Consider the following 17,014-nt stretch of genomic DNA (forward strand, 5'->3'; position numbering starts at 1 on the left):
GCGAAGCAATACAGGGCGGCTCAATACTGCTCTGGATTGCTTCGCTTCGCTCGCAATGACGAGGCTTTGGTTTACGCCGCGCGGCGCTCGCGCCGCACGCTCGTCTCGTAGAGGGCGAAGAGGTCGGCGAAGTGATCGTCGCTGGTGCGGGCGACTTGCGGGTGATGCTCGCGCTCGAACAGCACCTCTATGATCGCGCGCGCCGCTGCCGCCGGGTCGCAGGCGGTGTAAGTGAGGCCGCCGCCGTTCGCGGCATGGTCGACCGCACCGCCCTCGTCCGGGACCACGATCGGCACGCCACTGGCGCGGGCTTCGGCGGCGACCATGCAGAAAGTCTCCGCCTCGCTGCCGTGGACGAGCGCGTCGGCGCTGGCGATGACCCGCGCGAAAGTGTCCGGGTTGCGCTCGGGCTCGAACAGGCGGACGTGCGGATTGCCGGCTATGTGCTTGAGCACGGTGCGCTGCTCGCGCCCCTCGCCGAACAGCACGAAGCCGACCGGCCGGTCGCGCGAGACCGAGGCCACCGCGTCCAGCACCAGCGGCCAGCGCTTTTCCGCCGCCAGTCGGCCGACGCCCAGCAGCAGGCGTGCGTCTTCAGGCAGGTCGCAGGCGGCCAGCAACTGCGCGCGCAGGGCCGCATCGCGGTTCTGCGGGGAGAAACGGCCGGGCTGCACGCCCATCGGCACCGTCACCGTATTGGCGACGCCCCCGTCCGCCAGCCGCCGCGTCAGGCTGGAATTGGCGCAGACGACATGGTCGAAGCTGCGGCTGTGGCGGCGCAGGTGGTCCCAATAGACCGAGAACTGCCAGTCGATCGTTCGCCGCGCGAAGACCTGCCCGAACCAGCGGTAGGCATAGGCGGAAAGCGGATCGGCATGCATGATCATGCTGCGCGGCGCATCGCCCGCCCAGTCGGCGACGAGACGCGCGCTGCGCCAGGGCGAGGCGGCCTCGACGAAGTCCGGCTGCAGTTCGTCGAGCGCGGCGTGAAGCTGCGGCGCCGAGGCGAAGTACCAGTACTTGCGATCGAGCGGGAAGCGCGGGTTCTTCAGGGTGATGATGCGGGCATTGGGGCCGCGCTCGATCACCGCGTCCTCGTCCCCCGGTGCGAGGATGATGATCTCGTGGCCCAGCGCCGCGCCGACGCGCAGCTTCTGCTCCACATAAGTGCGCACGCCGCCGCCCTTGGGCGTGTAGAAGGCGCAGACGTCCACGATCCTCATGCTTTGGTCCCTTACTTTGACGCCAGCGGGGCCACGCCCAGCCCGCGACGGTAGTTCATCACGATGGAGATCGTCTTCGGCCCGCTGCCGACCGACGCGCTGGCCTTCTCGGCGCTCGGCTTGCTGAAGCCGAGCCGGGGATTGCCCGCAAAACCGATGCCGTCGATACGCCAGCCGAACTTGCGGTTGCCGTCCCGGTCGTGGAGCAGGCTCACCGCGTAGTCGCCGGGGCCGGGCACGCGCACGCACAGGCGCACCGGGCCGCTGGCGGGGACCGGCACCTCGACGCGGCGGAAGGTCTTGCCCGCGCTCACCAGCACGTTGTCGTCGGCGAGGAAGTCCGTGTTGTTGGCCGGGTAGACCTCCAGCTTGAGGGTGCCGATACGGTCCTTCAGGCCCTTCACCTGCACTTCGAAGGAGGAGCCTGCCTCGTCCGGCCGACAGCGGCCCTCGGCCTTGCCGAGATCGGGCGTGGAGGGAATGATCGCAGCATTCGCCAGCATCAGCAGGGACAGGATCACGGGCGTTTCTCCGGATTGGCGAGGTCGTTGAAGGCGATGAGCGCGCCCAGCACGAGGTGCGCGGCGGTGATCAGCCCGGCCATCAGCGCCATGAGCGTGCCGATATCCCGCTCCTCGCCCAGCACCACGACGGTTATCCCTGCGAACAGCAGGTCCTTGTTCGGCACCAGCGGCAGGCGCGAGACGAGCAGGCGCAGGGTCGAAAGGTAGAGCCACCAGCTCAGCGCGACATCGGGCAGGACGATGTGCCACAGCAGCGCGAGGAACACGGTCGAGACGACGATGCGCGCCAGATGGACGCGGGTGATCATCCAGAGGTCATCGCGCGAGAGGCTGAAGACCTTGCGGCGAAAGGCCATGGCGCCCAGCGAAATCGCAAGAATGACGCCCAGCGACCCGGTCAGCAGGCGCCCGTCGATGCCCAGCTTGTCGAAGCCGAGCGAAGGCACCGCGAAGACCAGCAGCGCCATCGTCACCACGTTGCCGGTGACGGCCGAGAGGATCGACACGTCCTTGACCGTGCCGAACGGCGCGGCGGTCAGCGTGACGCGGCTGCGCGCCCACGTATAGAAGTACGCCTCGCCGAGATAGCCGAGCAGCAGTTCATTGTAGATTTTCTTGCGCAGCAGCGCGAGCACGCCGCTGCCCGGAATGCGCCACAGCTTCCAGTAGATCAGCCACTCGCTGGCGGGGGTGATGAGGTAGTAGCCGGCGAAGATCAGCCAGAACCCCGGCGATGTCGGGATCATCTGCGACAGGCGGCGCAGCTCGACGCTGTTCGTCTCGTGCAGCACGGCGGCGATCACCGCCAGCGACAGCAGGATGGAGAACACCGCATTGCGGCCGCGCTTCGCGGTCCGATCCTGAGGGGTCAGTGCGATGGCCGCCAGATCGACGCCGTCTACGGTGGCAGCCACGGTTGCAGATTGAGACAAGGTGATCTCCGGGGTGACAGTCACTGGGAGCGCCGCAGCGACCGGCAGGGCGCCAGCGTGCTGAGGGCAAGGTCGCGGCGGCGCTCGGCCTCGCGGCGCGAGACGACCGCGCGCATCAGGTCGAGGTAGCGGCGCGCGGCGCCTTCGAGTTCGTAGTGCGCGGCGACGGCGCGGGCGCGCGTCGGATCGCCGCGCAAGTCGCGCAAGGCCGCAATCCCTTGCGCGAAGCCATGCTGGCAGCGCACCGGGACCATCAGGCCGGTGCGACCGTGGTCGAGCAGGCTCCCCATGCTGACGCAGCAGTCGGTGGCGAGGATCGGCATGCCCGCCGCCAGCGCCTCGACCACGACGCCGGGCAGGCCCTCGTAGTCGGAGCTGAGCAGCAGCGCGTCGTGTTCGGCCAACAGCGGGTCGATCGTCGCCACATGGCCGAGAAACGTGACCTGCCCGGCGATGCCGAGCGATCCGGCGAGCGCTTCGAGAGGACCGCGTTCGGGGCCTTCCCCGGCAATGGTCAGGCGATCCTCGGCGCGGGCTCCGGCGGCGAAGGCGCGCAGCATCAGCGCGAAGTTCTTCTGCGGGGCAAGGCGTCCCGCTGCCAGGTAGCGCGTGCCCCATGCCGAGGGCGTGCGCCGCTCGATGCGGCCGAGCTGGATCAGGCGGCGGCGGTTCAGGATCGGGTTGGCGATCACCTCGACCCGGCGCGGCTCGGCCAGCATGCATTCGCGCACTTCGCGGCGCATAGGCTCGGACAGCGCGACCAGCGAATCGAACAGCCCGCCCTGCGCCCGCAGCCAGACGCCATAGCCCCGACGCATCGGTGCGGACATGTCGGGACGCTGCAGCGCATTGCTGATCTTGAGCAGCATCGGCGGCGCGTGATGGCCCATGAGCAGCTTCATCCCCGCGCCGATCACCGCGTAGGTATTGCCCGGACAGAACAGCACGTCGGCGCGACGCTCGATCAGGAAACTGTAGAGCGTGTGGACCATCCACGGCGTGCGCCACGATGCCGTAGGAAGGCGCGTGGGCAGGCTCCAGTAATCGAGCGCGGGGGCGCTGCACAGGCCCGCCCCGCCGGGTCGGCCGAGCACCACGGTCACCTCGTGCCCCGCTTCTCGCCATTGCGCGGCCAGACCGAGGGCGACACGTTCGACGCCGCCCGGCTCAAAGCTGTGAATGGGGATCGCTATGCGCAATGGTTCCTGCATGTCCTTCCGACGCCGCCAGCCGTCTGGTTCCGCAGGGCCTCTATGAGCAGGTCATTTCGGGTTTGTGACGGTCAGTCCGCCCGTCATGCGGCGGACACGCCAGCGACTTCGAAACGTCTCCGAATTGACTGCAGGGCGTCAGAATAGGCGCGCAGATGCTGCGCCGCACAAGCCCGCGATCACGGGCAGCTCAACAGGGGTTTCACCAAGCCATGCGCGCCATTTCGATCCGCCGTATCTGCGTCCTCGGCACCAGCCTCGTGGCGATCGCCGCGAGCGCTCCGGCCTTTGCCGAAGACGTAGCCGATGCCGCCGCCTACGAAAGCGCGGACGCCGCTGACGCCATCGTCGTCACCGGCCAGCGCACCACCTACAACAACGCCGCGCTCGACGAGACGCTGATCGACGACAAGTCGCCGATCGCCTCGGCCATCGACCTGATCGGCACCCTGCCCGGTGTGCAGGTCAACGAAGGCGACGCCTTCGGCTTCGACGACTGGTCGACGACCTACTCGATCCGCGGCTACCAGACCAACCTCGACACCCAGCAGGTCGGCCTGACCATCGACGGGTTGCCCAACGGCGGCTCGGGCTACGGTGGCGGCTCCAAGGCCAACCGCTTCATCGACACCGCCAATATCGGCACCGTCGAGGTGTTCCAGGGCACCGCCGACATCGCCTCGCGCTCGAACGAGGCGCTGGGCGGGACCATCAATTTCGTCACCGCAGACCCGATCGACGACATGCGCGTGCGCCTGTCCGGCTCGGTCGGCGACTATGACGCCAGCCGCTACTACGGCCGCTTCGACACCGGCCTGATCGGCGGCGTCGCCAAGGCCTGGTTCTCCTACGGCCACCAGCAGGCGACCGACTGGATGGAAGGTTCAGCCAAGAACCACCGCGACAACTTCGCGATGAAGTTCATCGTCGATACCCCGGTCAAGTTCACCGGCTATGCAAGCTACGACGACGCCTTCGAAAGCAACTACGACCAGGTCTATTCGCAGGCGCAGTACGACAGCGGCGCCTACACCGACGGCCTCGTCGGCGTGTGGACCGGCGTGCCGGTGGCCGACCAGCAGTACCGCCAGGTCTGGAACACCAAGCGCAAGAACTTCTTCGCCTACCTGAAGGCCGAGACGAAGATCGCCAACGCCATCGATCTCAAGGCCTCGGTTTACTACCACGACATGGCCGGACGCGGCGATTGGGCGCCCCCCTACATCGTCAACGTCGGCCAGGACACCTCAGGCGTCCAGACCGAGATCGACGGCACCACCACCGTCCGGGGCACGCCTGCATGGTGGGCTACGCTGCCCGCAGGCTCGGGCACGCCGACCTATTTCGCGATCAACGCCGCCGGCCAGATCGTCGCCCCGACCGCAGCAGGCGCGATCCAGCAGCAGTCGTACCGCCACACGCACTACCGCAAGGACCGTCTCGGCGGCACTCTCGACGGCGCCTGGACCATGCAGTTCGGCGAGATCGAGAACACCCTGCGCGGCGGCGTCTGGTACGAGGACACCCATCGCCGCGAATGGCGCGACTGGCACCACGTGACCGACACCAGCGTCGGCCCGGCCTATGACGCGACGCCCTACTGGACCCAGTACGACCGCAAGTACCCGCAGACCACCTTCAAGTGGTATGCCGAGGATCAGGTCCAGTTCGGCCCGGTCACCGCGAACTTCGGCGTCAAGCAGTTCATCAACCACCTCGACCGCACCGACCTGTTCGGCGAAAGCGCCGACGTCAGCGTCAAGTCGAAGTCGAAGGTGCTGCTCTCGGGCGGCATCCAGGTCGAACCGATGACCGGCCTCGACCTGTTCGGCGGCTACTCGGAGAACTTCAAGGCGCTCTCCGACACCCTGCTCGAATACAGCGAGGACGCATTCTCCAGCATCAAGCCCGAGACGGCCGAGAACTGGGAGGCCGGTGCGCGCTACGAGAGCGGCATCCTTCGCGCCTCGGCCACCTGGTTCAAGAGCAAGTTCTCCAACCAGGTGATCTTCGTGCCGAGCAATTCCTCGGCCGGGCCGGACTACCTGAGCGAAGGCGACGGAAGCTTCTTCAACGCGGGCGGCATCGATTCCGAGGGCTTCGAACTGCTCGCCAGCGTCCGCCCCGTCACCGGCCTCAGCCTCTACGGTTCGTATACCCACATCGATGCCAAGTATCGCGGCACCGGCAATGCCGAACTGGACGAGGAGCAGGGCGTGACGGCGGGCAACCGCGTCGCGGGCATTCCGAAGGACATGTGGGTGCTCTCGGGCACGTACAACTACGGGCCCGTCACGCTGGGCCTCACCGGCAAGTACACCGGCAACCGCTTCGTCGATGCGGACAACGCATGGGTCGCGAAGAACTACTTCATGACCGACCTGTCAGTGGCCGTGAAGGGCGATGCGCTGACCGACAGCCTCAAGGCGCTGCAGTTCGCGCTCAACATCACCAACCTGACCAACGAGAAGTACATCGGCGGCATCTCGGGCAACTACGCCTTCCTCGGCGCGCCGCGCACGATGGTCTTCAGCGCCACTGCCGACTTCTGACGGCGGCGCGAGAGGACGGGTCGGCGTTCGGGGGGACGCCGGCCCGTCCTTTTCTTTTTTTCCAAGAACACCAGGCACAGGATTACCCGCCATGACCACGCTTCGCACCCAACAGGTATCCCGCCGCGCCCTCCTCGCCGGCATGGCCGGGGGAGCCGCGATCATGGCCCTCTCCATCTCCGCCCCGATCTCCGCCCTCGCCGCCGCAGCCGCGAACCCGGTGTTCCGCCACGGCGTCGCCGCGGGTGATCCCGACGCTTCGAGCGTGGTGCTCTGGACCCGCGTGACCGCGCCCGCCGCCACCGACGTCCAGTGGGAACTGTCGGACAGCCCCGCCTTCGCGAGGATCCTGAAGTCGGGCTCCGTGCGTACGGATGCGGACCGCGACTTCACCGTCAAGGTGCTCGCCACCGGCCTTCCGGCGGGCGGCACGTTCTTCTACCGTTTCCGTATGGGCAAGGCGATTTCACCGATCGGCCGCGCCCGCACCCTGTCCGAAGGCCGGGTGAATACGCTCGGCATCGCGCTCGCCTCGTGCTCCAACTACGCCTTCGGCTTCTTCAACGCCTACGACGCGATCGCGAAGGACCCGGCCGTGGACTTCGTACTCCACACCGGCGACTACATCTACGAATACGGCGGCAAGGACGGCTGGGGCGAAAACATCGCCCGCACCATCGGCCGCGAGCACGCCCCCGCGCATGAGATCGTCACCCTTTCCGACTACCGCACCCGCCACGCGCAGTACAAGACCGATGCCGGGTCGCTGGCGATGCACGCACAGCACACCCTGCTCGCCTGCTGGGACGACCACGAGAGCGCCAACAACCCCTGGACCGGCGGCGCGCAGAACCACCAGCCCGAAACCGAGGGCGACTGGGCCACGCGCCGCGCCGCCTCGATCCGCGCCTACTACGAGTGGATGCCGGTGCGCGAACCGGAATGGCTGCCCGAGTGGCCGGACGTCAAGGGTCGCACCCGCATGCAGTTCTGGCGCGCCTACCGCTTCGGCGACCTCGCCCTGCTGCACACCCTGGAAACGCGCCACACCGCCCGCGCGAAGCAGATCGAATATATCGACTATGCCCAAGGCATCGTCGATGACGCCTCGGCCGAAAAGTTCAGGCGCGACGTCCTTGGCGCCGCGAACCGCCCGCTGATCGCACCCGAACTGGAGGCCGACCTCGAAGCCGCACTGGCGCGGTCGGTGAAGGACGGCCAGCCCTGGCGCGTGATCGGCTGCCCGATGGTGATCGGCCGCCTCGACGTGCCCGATCTCGCCAAGCTCGGCGTGCTGCCCGACCCGTTCCCCAAACTCGCCGCCGCGAAGTCGAAGGACGAACTGGCGAAACTCGCCGCCGATCCGCATGTTTCGCTGGCATGGCGCGGCCGCTGGAACCTGCCCGACTATACCGACGCCTGGGGCGGCTACCCCTGGGCGCGAGAGCAGTTCTACGCCTTGTCGCGCCGCGCAGGGGCGGGCGATCTCGTCTTCCTCTCCGGCGACAGCCACAGTTTCTGGACCAACGACCTCGCCGATGCGCAAGGCCGCCCGGCCGGCATCGAGTTCGGCACCGCGGGTATTTCCTCGCCCGGCGACTTCATGGACAGCGGCTTCGGCGAGGACATGTCGCGCAAGCTGGACAAGGCCTATGCCGATCACATGCCCGAGGTCGTGTGGACCGACAACATGCACCAGGGCTACGTCCGCATGCAGTTCGGCCGCGAGACCGGCACGGCGAGCTTCGTGGCGGTCAGTACCGTCCTCTCGCGAGACTATACGACGAACGTGATCCGCAAGGACGACTTCCGCCGCGATGGCAAGCGCGTCCGCTTCGCCTGAGCTGAACAGCGAACGTCAAGGACCGGCATGGGCGGGGACTGTCCCTCGTCCATGCCATTGCCTGCCCATCCGCCGGAACAGGCTGTAGCTATCGCCGCTTCTTCAGCACTACGTAGATCGCACCCTGCCCACCATGACGGCGGTGCGCGCCGCGAATAGCGACGATGTCCGACGCATGGTCGCTGGCCGCGAGCCAGTCGGCGATCTTGGCGCGGATCGCACCCCGCGCGCTGCCTCGATCCGCAGCGTCCACCGGCCGCGCCTTGCCGGTAACGATCAGCACCACGCGCGCCCCCATTGCCTTGGCCTGCACCAGCCCGTGCATCAGACGCATGTAGGCCTGGTCGAGGTTCGAACCGTGCAGGTCGAGGCTGAAGTCCGGCAGCAGCGTGCCCTTGGATATCCGCTTTTCCCACGAGCCATCGAGATTGACCGGCACTTCGACACGCGGCTTGGGCGCGGCGACTTTCGGTGGGAGCGGCGGCGGAATGCGGCCCTTGACCTTCTTCACGGGCAGCGGTGGGGCTATCGGGACCGGCATCGCGGGCGCCTCAGGCTCAACCCGTTTTCGGGGCGCGACGAGCGGCTTGACGGTGCGGGCGACTTGCGCCCAGACCGCCTTCTCCTCTTCCGTAAGCCTGCGCCCCGGCCGCTTCATCGGGCGCCGAGGCGGGTCAGGACGCCCTTGGGCAGGAGGATCAGGGCACTGCCGCGACCACTCATGCCGCCTGCGGTCACGCGGGCCTTTGCCCCTGCCCCCCAGAAGGTGTCGAAGCGGTTCGCGCCCTTGATCGCGCCGCCGGTATCCTGTGCGATCCACAGCCCGTTGGCCTCGCGGCGGTCCATATCGAGGTACACAGGGGCACCCAACGGCACATAACGGGGATCTACGGCCACAGAATTGCCCGCTCGCACGGGCACATTGAGCGCACCGAGCGGTCCATCACCATTCAGCACCTTGAAGAACACCCACGAGCGATTGCGCTCCATCAGCGCGCGCCCCTCGACCGGATGCTCGCGGACATATTGCATGATGCCCTGCATGGAGCCGGAATACTGACCCGGTCCGGAGCCGACCAGCCCCTGATCGCGCATGACCCCGCCGATGCCGGTATAGGGCAAGCCGTTCTGGCCCGCATAGCCGATGCGCGTCACCGTGCCGTCCGGCGCGACGAGGCGGCCGGAGCCCTGCACCTGCAGGAAGAAGAACTCGACGGGATCGGCGGCCCAGGCGATCTCCAGCCCTTTGCCCGCCAGTGCCCCCGCATCGATCTGTGCGCGGTCGAAATAGCTGGTGAAGGTGCCGTCCGGCGCATAGCGGCCAAGCGGCATGCGCCCGCTGCTGAGCGGCGGCGCATCCCCCGGCTTCGCGCGCACGAGATCGGGCGGGAAGGCGTAGACCGGCACCGTATAACCGGGCTGCGGCGTGCGCCCGCCGGCGATCTCCGGTTCGTAGTAGCCGGTGGCGTAAGAGGAGCCTTCGCCGATGCGGGCGGTCTCGAAAAAGCTGGAGAAGAACAGCGCGGGCGATCCCGCGCCCCAGTTCACGGCGGCGGTGCAAGCCTGCCGCCAGTCCTCGGGCCGGGTCAGGCCACTGCCGTCCTTGCGGACGATGAGCTTCGGGCAGCTTTCACGGAACGAGGCGAGAGCGCCCGCCGCATCGGCCGCGCCCATCCGCAGCGCCGACAGCGCAGGACCACGGCGCACACCGGCAGCCAGCGCGTTCTGGAGAGATGAAGGCTGGGTCGTCGGCCCGGTCGGCGGAAGCGTGGGGCGCGGGCCGCCGGTCTTCGGGATTACACCGCCGCAAGCCGCGAGCGTGGCCAGCAGACCACTGATCAGAAGAGCGCGCCAGGCGTCCCGGATCGACCGCCCGGACACCACCGCAGGTGCCATAGTCTCCAGCGCCAAAACAAACCCTCCCCGCAAAGCAGACGCCCCGCGCCGGGGGTGGCACGGGGCGGATCAGGCTTTGTCGGCTAGCAGTCCAAAGAAGGGGGGATCAACCCCGGATCAACCTTCGTCGGTCTCTTCGAGGACCCAGTCGGGATCAGGCGAGTTCACGGCGCGACCGAACGTCCAGACGTCGATTGTCTCGATCGCGTCGTCGAGCGAACCGGCGACCACCTGACCCGCGGCGTTGCGAGTGACGGCGGCAATGTCGGCGCGGAAGCGCAGGGTGATACGAGCATAGCCGTTTTCCACGCCGGCAGCGGTGAAGCCGGTTTCCTCGATGCGGATCAAGCGGTTGTCGAGCGTCTCGCCGGCCTCGATACGGGCGTCGATGGCGGCGGCGAAACCGGCATAGACGTCATCGTCGCAAAGCTGGCGAAGTTCGGCCTTGTCGCCCTTCCAGAAGGCTTCGAGGATCATGCGATAAGCACTGCGCGCGCCGTCGAGGAAGGCGGCGGCGTCGAAACGGCGATCAGCCTGCGAAATCTCCGCCAGGCCACGCTCGACCGAAGGCGGCGCGAGCGGGATCGCACGCTGGCGGGGCTGTTCGGCGCGGGCGCGGTCATCGCTGCGCTGATCGGGACGCGGCGGCGCGGAAACGCGCGGAGCGCCCGGCTTCTGGCCCTGGCGACCTTCGAAGCGTCCCTGGATGGGCTCCTCTTCATGCTCGGCGCGGCGGCCGAGCACGGAGTAAAGCCGCAAGCCAAGGAAGGCTGCGATCATGGCCAGGATCACTATTTCCGGTGTCACGTCCCTAATTCCATCCTTCTGAGGCGCCCCGTCTGTGGCACCGTGGCCGCAACCGATCAAAGACCGGCCTGAAGCCCCATCGCACTCCGGCGCAGTTCCGAAGACTCGAACGTGCCTTCGGCTTAGCACTCGAACATAGCCCCAGATAGGTACGCATTACAAATGAACAACGCGTGAGTGGCTCGTTCGGGGCATTTTCCCGGCGGATCGAGCCCCTCGAAGCGATGTGCGCGCAACTTCGGGACACAACCTCTACAATTTTCCCGACGCTCGGGTGTTCCCCGCGCCCGCAAAATGTTTTACCCGCCCCCGCTGAACGTTTCAGATTCCATTGCGGGACACAGATCAGATGGCCGACGAAGGCAACATCATTTCCGACCTCGACCTCGGCAACGGCGAAGACACCGCCCCCGCCGCAGGCATCATTTCGCAGTACATCAAGGATCTCTCGGTCGAGAATCCGAACGCCCCCGAAGCGTTCTCGTGGCAGGAACAGCCGCAGATCGACGTGCAGTTCAACATCGGCGCGCGCGCGATCGAAGGCGAAGTCCACGAAGTCGAGCTGAAGATCACCTGCTCGTCGCGCACCAGCCTGGGCGTCGCCTTCGCGGTCGAGCTGAGCTACTGCGCGCTCATCGGCATGCGCAACCTCGAAGAGGCCCAGTCGCACGCGTTCCTCTTCGCCGAGGCGCCGCGCATCCTGTTCCCTTACGCTCGCCGCATCGTGTCGGACGCCGTGCGCGACGCCGGTTTCGCGCCGCTCATGCTCGAGCCGATCGACTTCAACGGCCTCTACGTGCAGCAGTTGCAGGCGCAGCAGCAGCAGGCCGAGACCGGCATGGGCGAGCCGGTCGGCAACGCCTGAACCGATAGCGGGCGGGGTTAGGGTCAGTCGTCGTCCCGGACTTGATCCGGGATCGCTGGCCGGGCCCCGCCCACCTCTCGGCAAGACGCTTCATCGGAAGCGCCTCGCCTGAAGACAGCCACCGGTCCCGTATCAAGTCCGGGACGACGAGCAGGGGCTTGCGCCATGAGCTTCACTGCATGAACCTCGCAAAAGCCCTCGCCAGCGTCGGCGGACTGACGCTCGCCAGCCGGGTGCTCGGGCTTGCCCGCGACAGCCTGTTCGCCCGCTTCGTCGGCGCAGGCTTCGCTTCCGACGCCTTCCTGATCGCCTTTCGCCTGCCCAACATGTTCCGGGCTCTCTTCGCGGAAGGGGCCTTCGCCTCGGCCTTCATCCCGATGTTCAACCAGAAGGTCACGGACAAGGACGGCCCCGGCCTCCCGGCTGGCATCACTTTCGCCGAAGAGGCGTTGTCGGTGCTGCTGCCCGTCCTGATCGTCATGACCGTGCTGCTCGAAGTGCTGGCCTGGCCGGTGACGCTGCTGCTTTCGGGCGGCTTCAACGACGTCACCCACGACCAGTTCGCCTTCGCGGTCATGCTCAGCCGCCTGACGATTCCCTATCTCGCGCTGATCAGCCTCGTCTCGCTGCTGGGCGGCATCCTCAATTCGCTGAACAAGTTCTGGGTCAACGCCGCCGCGCCGATCCTGCTGAACCTGACGCTGATCGTGGCGCTCCTCGGCTTCCATTCGGACGACCCGCTGATCACCGCGCGCAACCAGGCGATCGGTGTTTCCGTTTCCGGCGCGCTCCAGCTGCTCTGGCTGGTGCTCGCCTGCCGCGCCAACGGGGTGTCGATGCGGCTGCGCATGCCGGTGTGGAACGTCGACGTGAAGCAGTTGCTCAACCTGATCCTGCCTGCGGCTGCCGGGGCCGGAGCGGTGCAGATCAACCTCGTCATCTCCACCGCGCTCGCCGCCTATCTGCTGGCGCACGGCTCGGTGACCTACATCTATATGGCGGACCGGCTGAACCAGCTGCCGCTCGGCCTCATCGGCATCGGGCTCGGCACCGTCCTGCTGCCGACGATCTCGCGCCAGCTCGGCGCGGGGCAGGAAGCCGAGGCGATGGAGACGCAGAACCGCGGCCTCGAACTGGCGCTGCTGCTCACCCTGCCCGCCGCCGTCGCGCTGATCGTCTGCGGAGAGCCGATCGCCGCTGCCCTGTTCGGCTACGGCAAGTTCGACGCGGGCGACGTCGCCCGCACGGCCGAGGCGCTCGCGGCCTTCTCGATCGGCCTGCCGAGCTACATCCTCGTGAAAGTTCTGACGCCCGGCTACTATGCGCGGCAGGATACGAGGACGCCGGTGCGCTACGCGACGATCTCGATGGTCGCGAACCTCGTCGGCAATCTGGTGCTGATCGTGCCGTTGCAGCACATGGGGCCGCCGCTGGCGACGGCGCTGGCTTCCACCCTCAACGTGGCGATGCTGTACCGCACGCTGGTGAAGCGCGGACATTTCACCGTCGATGCACGGCTGAAGCGGCGCGGGCCGAGGCTGGCGCTCGCCGCCGTGGCGATGGGCGCGGCGCTGTGGTTCGGGCAGGACCTGATGATGCCTTATGTGCACGGCACCTGGCTGGTACGCGGGCTGGCGCTGGCCGTGCTCGTTTCGGCGGGCTGCGCGGTCTACGGCATTGCCGCTTTGGCGACCGGCGCCTTCACCCGCGCCGACCTCGCTCTCCTGCGCCGCCGCAAGCGCGCCGCCTGAAGGGTTCCATCGATGCGCGAACGTGCTATGAGCCCCGGCCATGCAGGATCGTGCGATCTTTTTCCCACCCACGCTGCGCCCCTTTGCGCCGCGTTCATGGCGATGGCGTTCGGTCACCCGCTGACCGTACCTGCATTCGTGCCCTGTACGGGCGCAACCCTCACATCCATCGACAACTGACTTAAGGACGCGACCATGCGTATCGTCTCCGGTATCCAGCCCACCGGCAACCTGCACCTCGGCAATTACCTCGGTGCGATCCGCAACTGGGTGAAGATGCAGGACGAGGTCACCGCCGAGGGTGGCCAGTGCCTCTACTTCCTGGCCGACCTCCACGCGATCTCGATGCCGCACACCCCCGCCGACCTCGCCGCCAACACGCGCGAGATGGTCGCGGCGCTGGTGGCCTGCGGGCTCGATCCCGACCGCTCGATCCTGTTCAACCAGGCGCAGGTGCCCCAGCACTCCGAGATGCAGTGGCTGCTCAACGGCACCGCGCGCATGGGCTGGCTGAACCGCATGACGCAGTGGAAGGACAAGGCGGGCAAGAACCGCGAAGGCGCCAGCGTCGCGCTGTTCACCTACCCGGTGCTGCAGGCCGCCGACGTGCTGCTCTACCAGGCCACGCACGTGCCGGTGGGCGAGGACCAGAAGCAACACCTCGAACTCGCCCGCGACATCGCGCAGAAGTTCAACAACGACTTCTGCGCCGAAGACGCGCCGCTGTTCACCCTGCCCGCACCGTTCATCCCGCCCGAGGCTGCGCGCATCATGTCCCTGCGCGACGGCACCGCCAAGATGAGCAAGTCCGACCCCTCGGACATGAGCCGCATCAACATGACCGACACCGCCGATGCCATCATGCAAAAGGTGAAGAAGGCCAAGACCGACCCGGAGCCGCTGCCCTCGGAAAAGGGCGGCCTCGAAGGCCGCGCCGAGGCGAAGAACCTCGTTGCGATCTACGCGGTCATGGCGGGCACCACGGTCGAGGCGGTGCTGGCCGAGTTCGGCGGCGAAGGCTTCGGCAAGTTCAAGCCCGCGCTCGGCGAACTGCTGGTCGAGAAGCTGGCGCCGATCAACGCCCGCTTCCTCGAACTGCGCGAGGACCGCGAGCGCCTCGACGCGATCCTGTGCAAGGGTGCGTCCAAGGCCCGCGAACTGGCGATCCCGACGCTGGAAAAGACCTACAACGCCCTCGGCCTCGTGCGGGGTTAAAATTCGTCTGGAAAATGCCCGGTGGGCATTTTCGTAGCGGCACCGGGCCCACTCCCCCACCCGACCACCCATAGGGTACTATCGTTGGGTGGTCGGGTGGGGGAGTGGGCCGGTGCCGCCAAATCCGCCTGCGGCGGATTTGCAGACAGGCGTTAAAGCCCCAGCAGCTTCGCGCGTCGCCGGACCCACGGTTCGGCGAGCGCGGAGACTACGCCCAACGCTTCCAAGCCTTCCGGGTCGCCCTTGTGCTCTCCGGCGATGAGCAAGCCGAAGACGCGGCGTACGCTCCAGTCGGGGAACGGCCGGTCGATCAGTTCAAGCGCATCGCCCGCACCGACCTCGCCATCCTCGATCACCCGGTAGTACCAGCCCGCCCGGCGCGATTTCACGCATCCGGCGTTGACCTTCGCCCCGTCGAAACGATGATCGAGCTTCCAGCACGGCTGGCGCCCCTGGCTCACCTCGACGAGCGCGCTGCCCATCCGCCAGCGATCGCCGATGAAGATGTCTTCCTCGGTCAGCCCATCGGTCGCGATATTCTCCCCGAAGGCGCCGTAATCGGCCAGCAGCGGATGGTCGCCGATCGCTTCGCGCCACCAGTCATAGTGGTCGTGGGGGTAGTGGTGGATGGCCTTGTCCGGCCCGCCATGGACCGAAAGATCGGCCTGGCTGTCCCCTTCGAGGCCCAGTCGGTGGACCTTCACCCGACCTTGCACCGCCGTCTTGGCGATGGCGCTCGGCTCGTCGGCCGCGCGGAACGGAGCGACCTTGCCGCAAAGTACGGAAAGAATGGGGAACGGACTCGTCATGACCGGGCTTTATTCCTACATGAACGATACGCGATCAAGTCGTGAAGCCGGCCCGAGGGCGGTGGATGCGGGATGAACCGGCGGAACGGTCCGTCGCTCGTCCAAGTCCATTCAACCTCTATTCAGGGCGTTGATTTCACGACAGTATCGTAAAAGAATCGAAGGCCGCGCCGGAGTGGGGCGTCTGGATCTCTTCGGGTTCGTGGAGCAAAGATGATGACACACCATTCCGGATCGCAGCTCGGCAGGCTGAAAATGGCCGCTGCCGCCGTGCTGCTCATGGCGCTCGCCGCGTGCGCGACGCCGTTCAAGGCCGACGTTTCGCGTTTCGCGACCCAGCTCCCCGCCCCGCAGGGCCAGAGCTTCGCGATCGTCGCGGACAATCCCAAGCTCGCCGGCGGGCTTGAATTCAGCCAGTATGCCTCGATGGTCGGCGATCGCATGGCCAAGCTGGGCTACACCCCGGTGGAAGACCCGGCCAAGGCCACGCTGATCGTGCGCTTCGACTACGGCGTCGACAATGGCCGTGAGCGCGTGCGCAGCACTGGCGTGGGCGCAGGCGCGTTCGGCCCGTGGGGCGGCTGGGGTCCCTATGGCGGCGGCTTCTACGGCCGCGGGTTCTACGGTCGCGGCTTCGGCTGGGGCGGCCCGTGGCGCTATGGCTGGTACGACCCGTTCTTCGACAACGGCATTCAGTCCTACACCATCTACACCAGCGGCATCGACCTGAAGATCGACCGCGCCGCAGACGGCCAGCGCCTCTTCGAAGGCAAGGCGGAAGCCGTCTCGACCTCCAATCGCCTGCAGTATGTCGTGCCCAATCTGGTGGAAGCAATGTTCACGAATTTCCCCGGGAACTCCGGAGAGACCGTGCGCATTACAGTCGCGCCCGAGAAGAAATAAGCACGAAATCAGACAGGCTCCCCCCTGCGAAGAGTGGGAGACACCGAGGGACGGGTCCGCTGAAATATTGCGGGCCCGTCCTTTTGCTATGGGGCGTCAGGCGCTATCTGGCGCCCCATAGGATTTATTGATGCATAATTTCATGGCCATCCTCTCGCAGCTGTTCTGGGGCGTCACCATCGGCGCCTTGAGTGCTGCGTTCGAGACGCTGGCCAAGGGCGCGATGATGCTGGGCGGCCTCGGCGGTGCGGGCTGGTATGGCCTGAAGTGGCGCAAGGCCCGGCGTGAGCGGGACGGCAAGGGCAAGGACTGACGCTTTTGTCCTGGCTCGTTGAATGGATCTTCGAAGGTCTTATCGAAGCAACCGCCGAAGCGATCCACCACCGTTATGGCTGGGGTGGATGCGCCTCGCTGATCCTGTCGCTCGTCGCGGTGATCGGGGCCTTGCTGTGGTGGGGCGGAGTGTTCAGCTCCGCCGCCTGA

General features: G+C 67.0%; 16 protein-coding genes. 8 read left to right on the forward strand and 8 right to left on the reverse strand.

Annotation, left to right across the window (positions count from 1 at the left end):
* Window positions 1–71 precede the first annotated feature (71 nt).
* From PKE80_RS08275 to PKE80_RS08290, 4 genes are read right to left on the reverse strand one after another with little or no spacing between them, the layout of a single operon-like run.
* Window positions 72–1,223 carry a glycosyltransferase gene (locus PKE80_RS08275; protein ID WP_271182052.1) on the reverse strand — a complete coding sequence of 384 codons (1,152 nt, stop codon included), beginning with the start codon at window positions 1,221–1,223 and terminating at the stop codon, window positions 72–74.
* An 11-nt stretch (window positions 1,224–1,234) separates the two neighbouring features.
* A complete protein-coding gene (locus tag PKE80_RS08280) occupies window positions 1,235–1,726 on the reverse strand; it encodes a DUF2141 domain-containing protein (protein WP_271182151.1) in 492 nt (163 codons plus the stop codon).
* 14 nt (window positions 1,727–1,740) lie between these two features.
* Window positions 1,741–2,661 (reverse strand): hypothetical protein, encoded by a 921-nt coding sequence (locus tag PKE80_RS08285; protein ID WP_271182053.1) that lies wholly within the window; start codon window positions 2,659–2,661, stop codon window positions 1,741–1,743.
* Window positions 2,662–2,699: 38 nt separating this feature from the next.
* Window positions 2,700–3,890, reverse strand: coding sequence for a glycosyltransferase (locus tag PKE80_RS08290; protein ID WP_271182054.1), 1,191 nt, complete (start codon window positions 3,888–3,890; stop codon window positions 2,700–2,702).
* A 212-nt stretch (window positions 3,891–4,102) separates the two neighbouring features.
* Here PKE80_RS08290 and PKE80_RS08295 point away from each other — a divergent pair, with 212 nt between their 5' ends.
* Complete coding sequence (locus PKE80_RS08295; protein WP_271182055.1) at window positions 4,103–6,442, forward strand: TonB-dependent receptor; 2,340 nt, start codon at window positions 4,103–4,105, stop codon at window positions 6,440–6,442.
* Window positions 6,443–6,533: 91 nt separating this feature from the next.
* Complete coding sequence (locus tag PKE80_RS08300) at window positions 6,534–8,285, forward strand: alkaline phosphatase D family protein (RefSeq protein WP_271182056.1); 1,752 nt, start codon at window positions 6,534–6,536, stop codon at window positions 8,283–8,285.
* Between the two features lie 88 nt (window positions 8,286–8,373).
* Here PKE80_RS08300 and PKE80_RS08305 read toward each other — a convergent pair whose 3' ends face one another.
* The 3 genes from PKE80_RS08305 to PKE80_RS08315 form a co-directional block, all read right to left on the reverse strand.
* Complete coding sequence (locus PKE80_RS08305; RefSeq protein ID WP_271182057.1) at window positions 8,374–8,943, reverse strand: Smr/MutS family protein; 570 nt, start codon at window positions 8,941–8,943, stop codon at window positions 8,374–8,376.
* Window positions 8,940–10,196, reverse strand: a complete 1,257-nt coding sequence (gene mltA, locus PKE80_RS08310) for a murein transglycosylase A (protein WP_271182058.1) — start codon at window positions 10,194–10,196, stop codon at window positions 8,940–8,942. Before mltA ends, PKE80_RS08305 begins: the two co-directional genes overlap by 4 nt.
* A gap of 102 nt (window positions 10,197–10,298) precedes the next feature.
* Complete coding sequence (locus tag PKE80_RS08315; RefSeq protein WP_271182059.1) at window positions 10,299–10,988, reverse strand: Tim44/TimA family putative adaptor protein; 690 nt, start codon at window positions 10,986–10,988, stop codon at window positions 10,299–10,301.
* Between the two features lie 349 nt (window positions 10,989–11,337).
* Here PKE80_RS08315 and secB point away from each other — a divergent pair, with 349 nt between their 5' ends.
* From secB to trpS, 3 genes are all read left to right on the forward strand, one after another.
* Window positions 11,338–11,853 (forward strand): protein-export chaperone SecB, encoded by a 516-nt coding sequence (gene secB, locus PKE80_RS08320; RefSeq protein ID WP_008832774.1) that lies wholly within the window; start codon window positions 11,338–11,340, stop codon window positions 11,851–11,853.
* Window positions 11,854–12,032: 179 nt separating this feature from the next.
* Window positions 12,033–13,604: a murein biosynthesis integral membrane protein MurJ gene (gene murJ / locus PKE80_RS08325; RefSeq protein WP_271182060.1), complete on the forward strand. Its 1,572-nt coding sequence runs from the start codon at window positions 12,033–12,035 to the stop codon at window positions 13,602–13,604.
* A gap of 195 nt (window positions 13,605–13,799) precedes the next feature.
* Entirely contained in the window at window positions 13,800–14,819 is a 1,020-nt protein-coding gene (gene trpS / locus PKE80_RS08330; RefSeq protein WP_008833119.1) for a tryptophan--tRNA ligase, read from the forward strand.
* A 152-nt stretch (window positions 14,820–14,971) separates the two neighbouring features.
* On the opposite strand, the gene PKE80_RS08335 is transcribed toward trpS, so the two are convergent.
* Entirely contained in the window at window positions 14,972–15,628 is a 657-nt protein-coding gene (locus PKE80_RS08335) for an MOSC domain-containing protein (RefSeq protein WP_271182061.1), read from the reverse strand.
* Between the two features lie 216 nt (window positions 15,629–15,844).
* Here PKE80_RS08335 and PKE80_RS08340 point away from each other — a divergent pair, with 216 nt between their 5' ends.
* The 3 genes from PKE80_RS08340 to PKE80_RS08350 all read left to right on the forward strand — a co-directional run bounded on the left by PKE80_RS08340 (window position 15,845) and on the right by PKE80_RS08350 (window position 17,014).
* On the forward strand, window positions 15,845–16,531 hold the full coding sequence (locus PKE80_RS08340; RefSeq protein ID WP_036526466.1) for a DUF4136 domain-containing protein: 687 nt from the start codon (window positions 15,845–15,847) through the stop codon (window positions 16,529–16,531).
* 130 nt (window positions 16,532–16,661) lie between these two features.
* Entirely contained in the window at window positions 16,662–16,844 is a 183-nt protein-coding gene (locus PKE80_RS08345) for a hypothetical protein (protein WP_008833122.1), read from the forward strand.
* Window positions 16,845–16,849: 5 nt separating this feature from the next.
* A complete protein-coding gene (locus PKE80_RS08350; RefSeq protein ID WP_271182062.1) occupies window positions 16,850–17,014 on the forward strand; it encodes a hypothetical protein in 165 nt (54 codons plus the stop codon).

It is taken from the genome of Novosphingobium resinovorum (genome assembly GCF_027922145.1).
GTDB lineage: Bacteria > Pseudomonadota > Alphaproteobacteria > Sphingomonadales > Sphingomonadaceae > Novosphingobium > Novosphingobium resinovorum.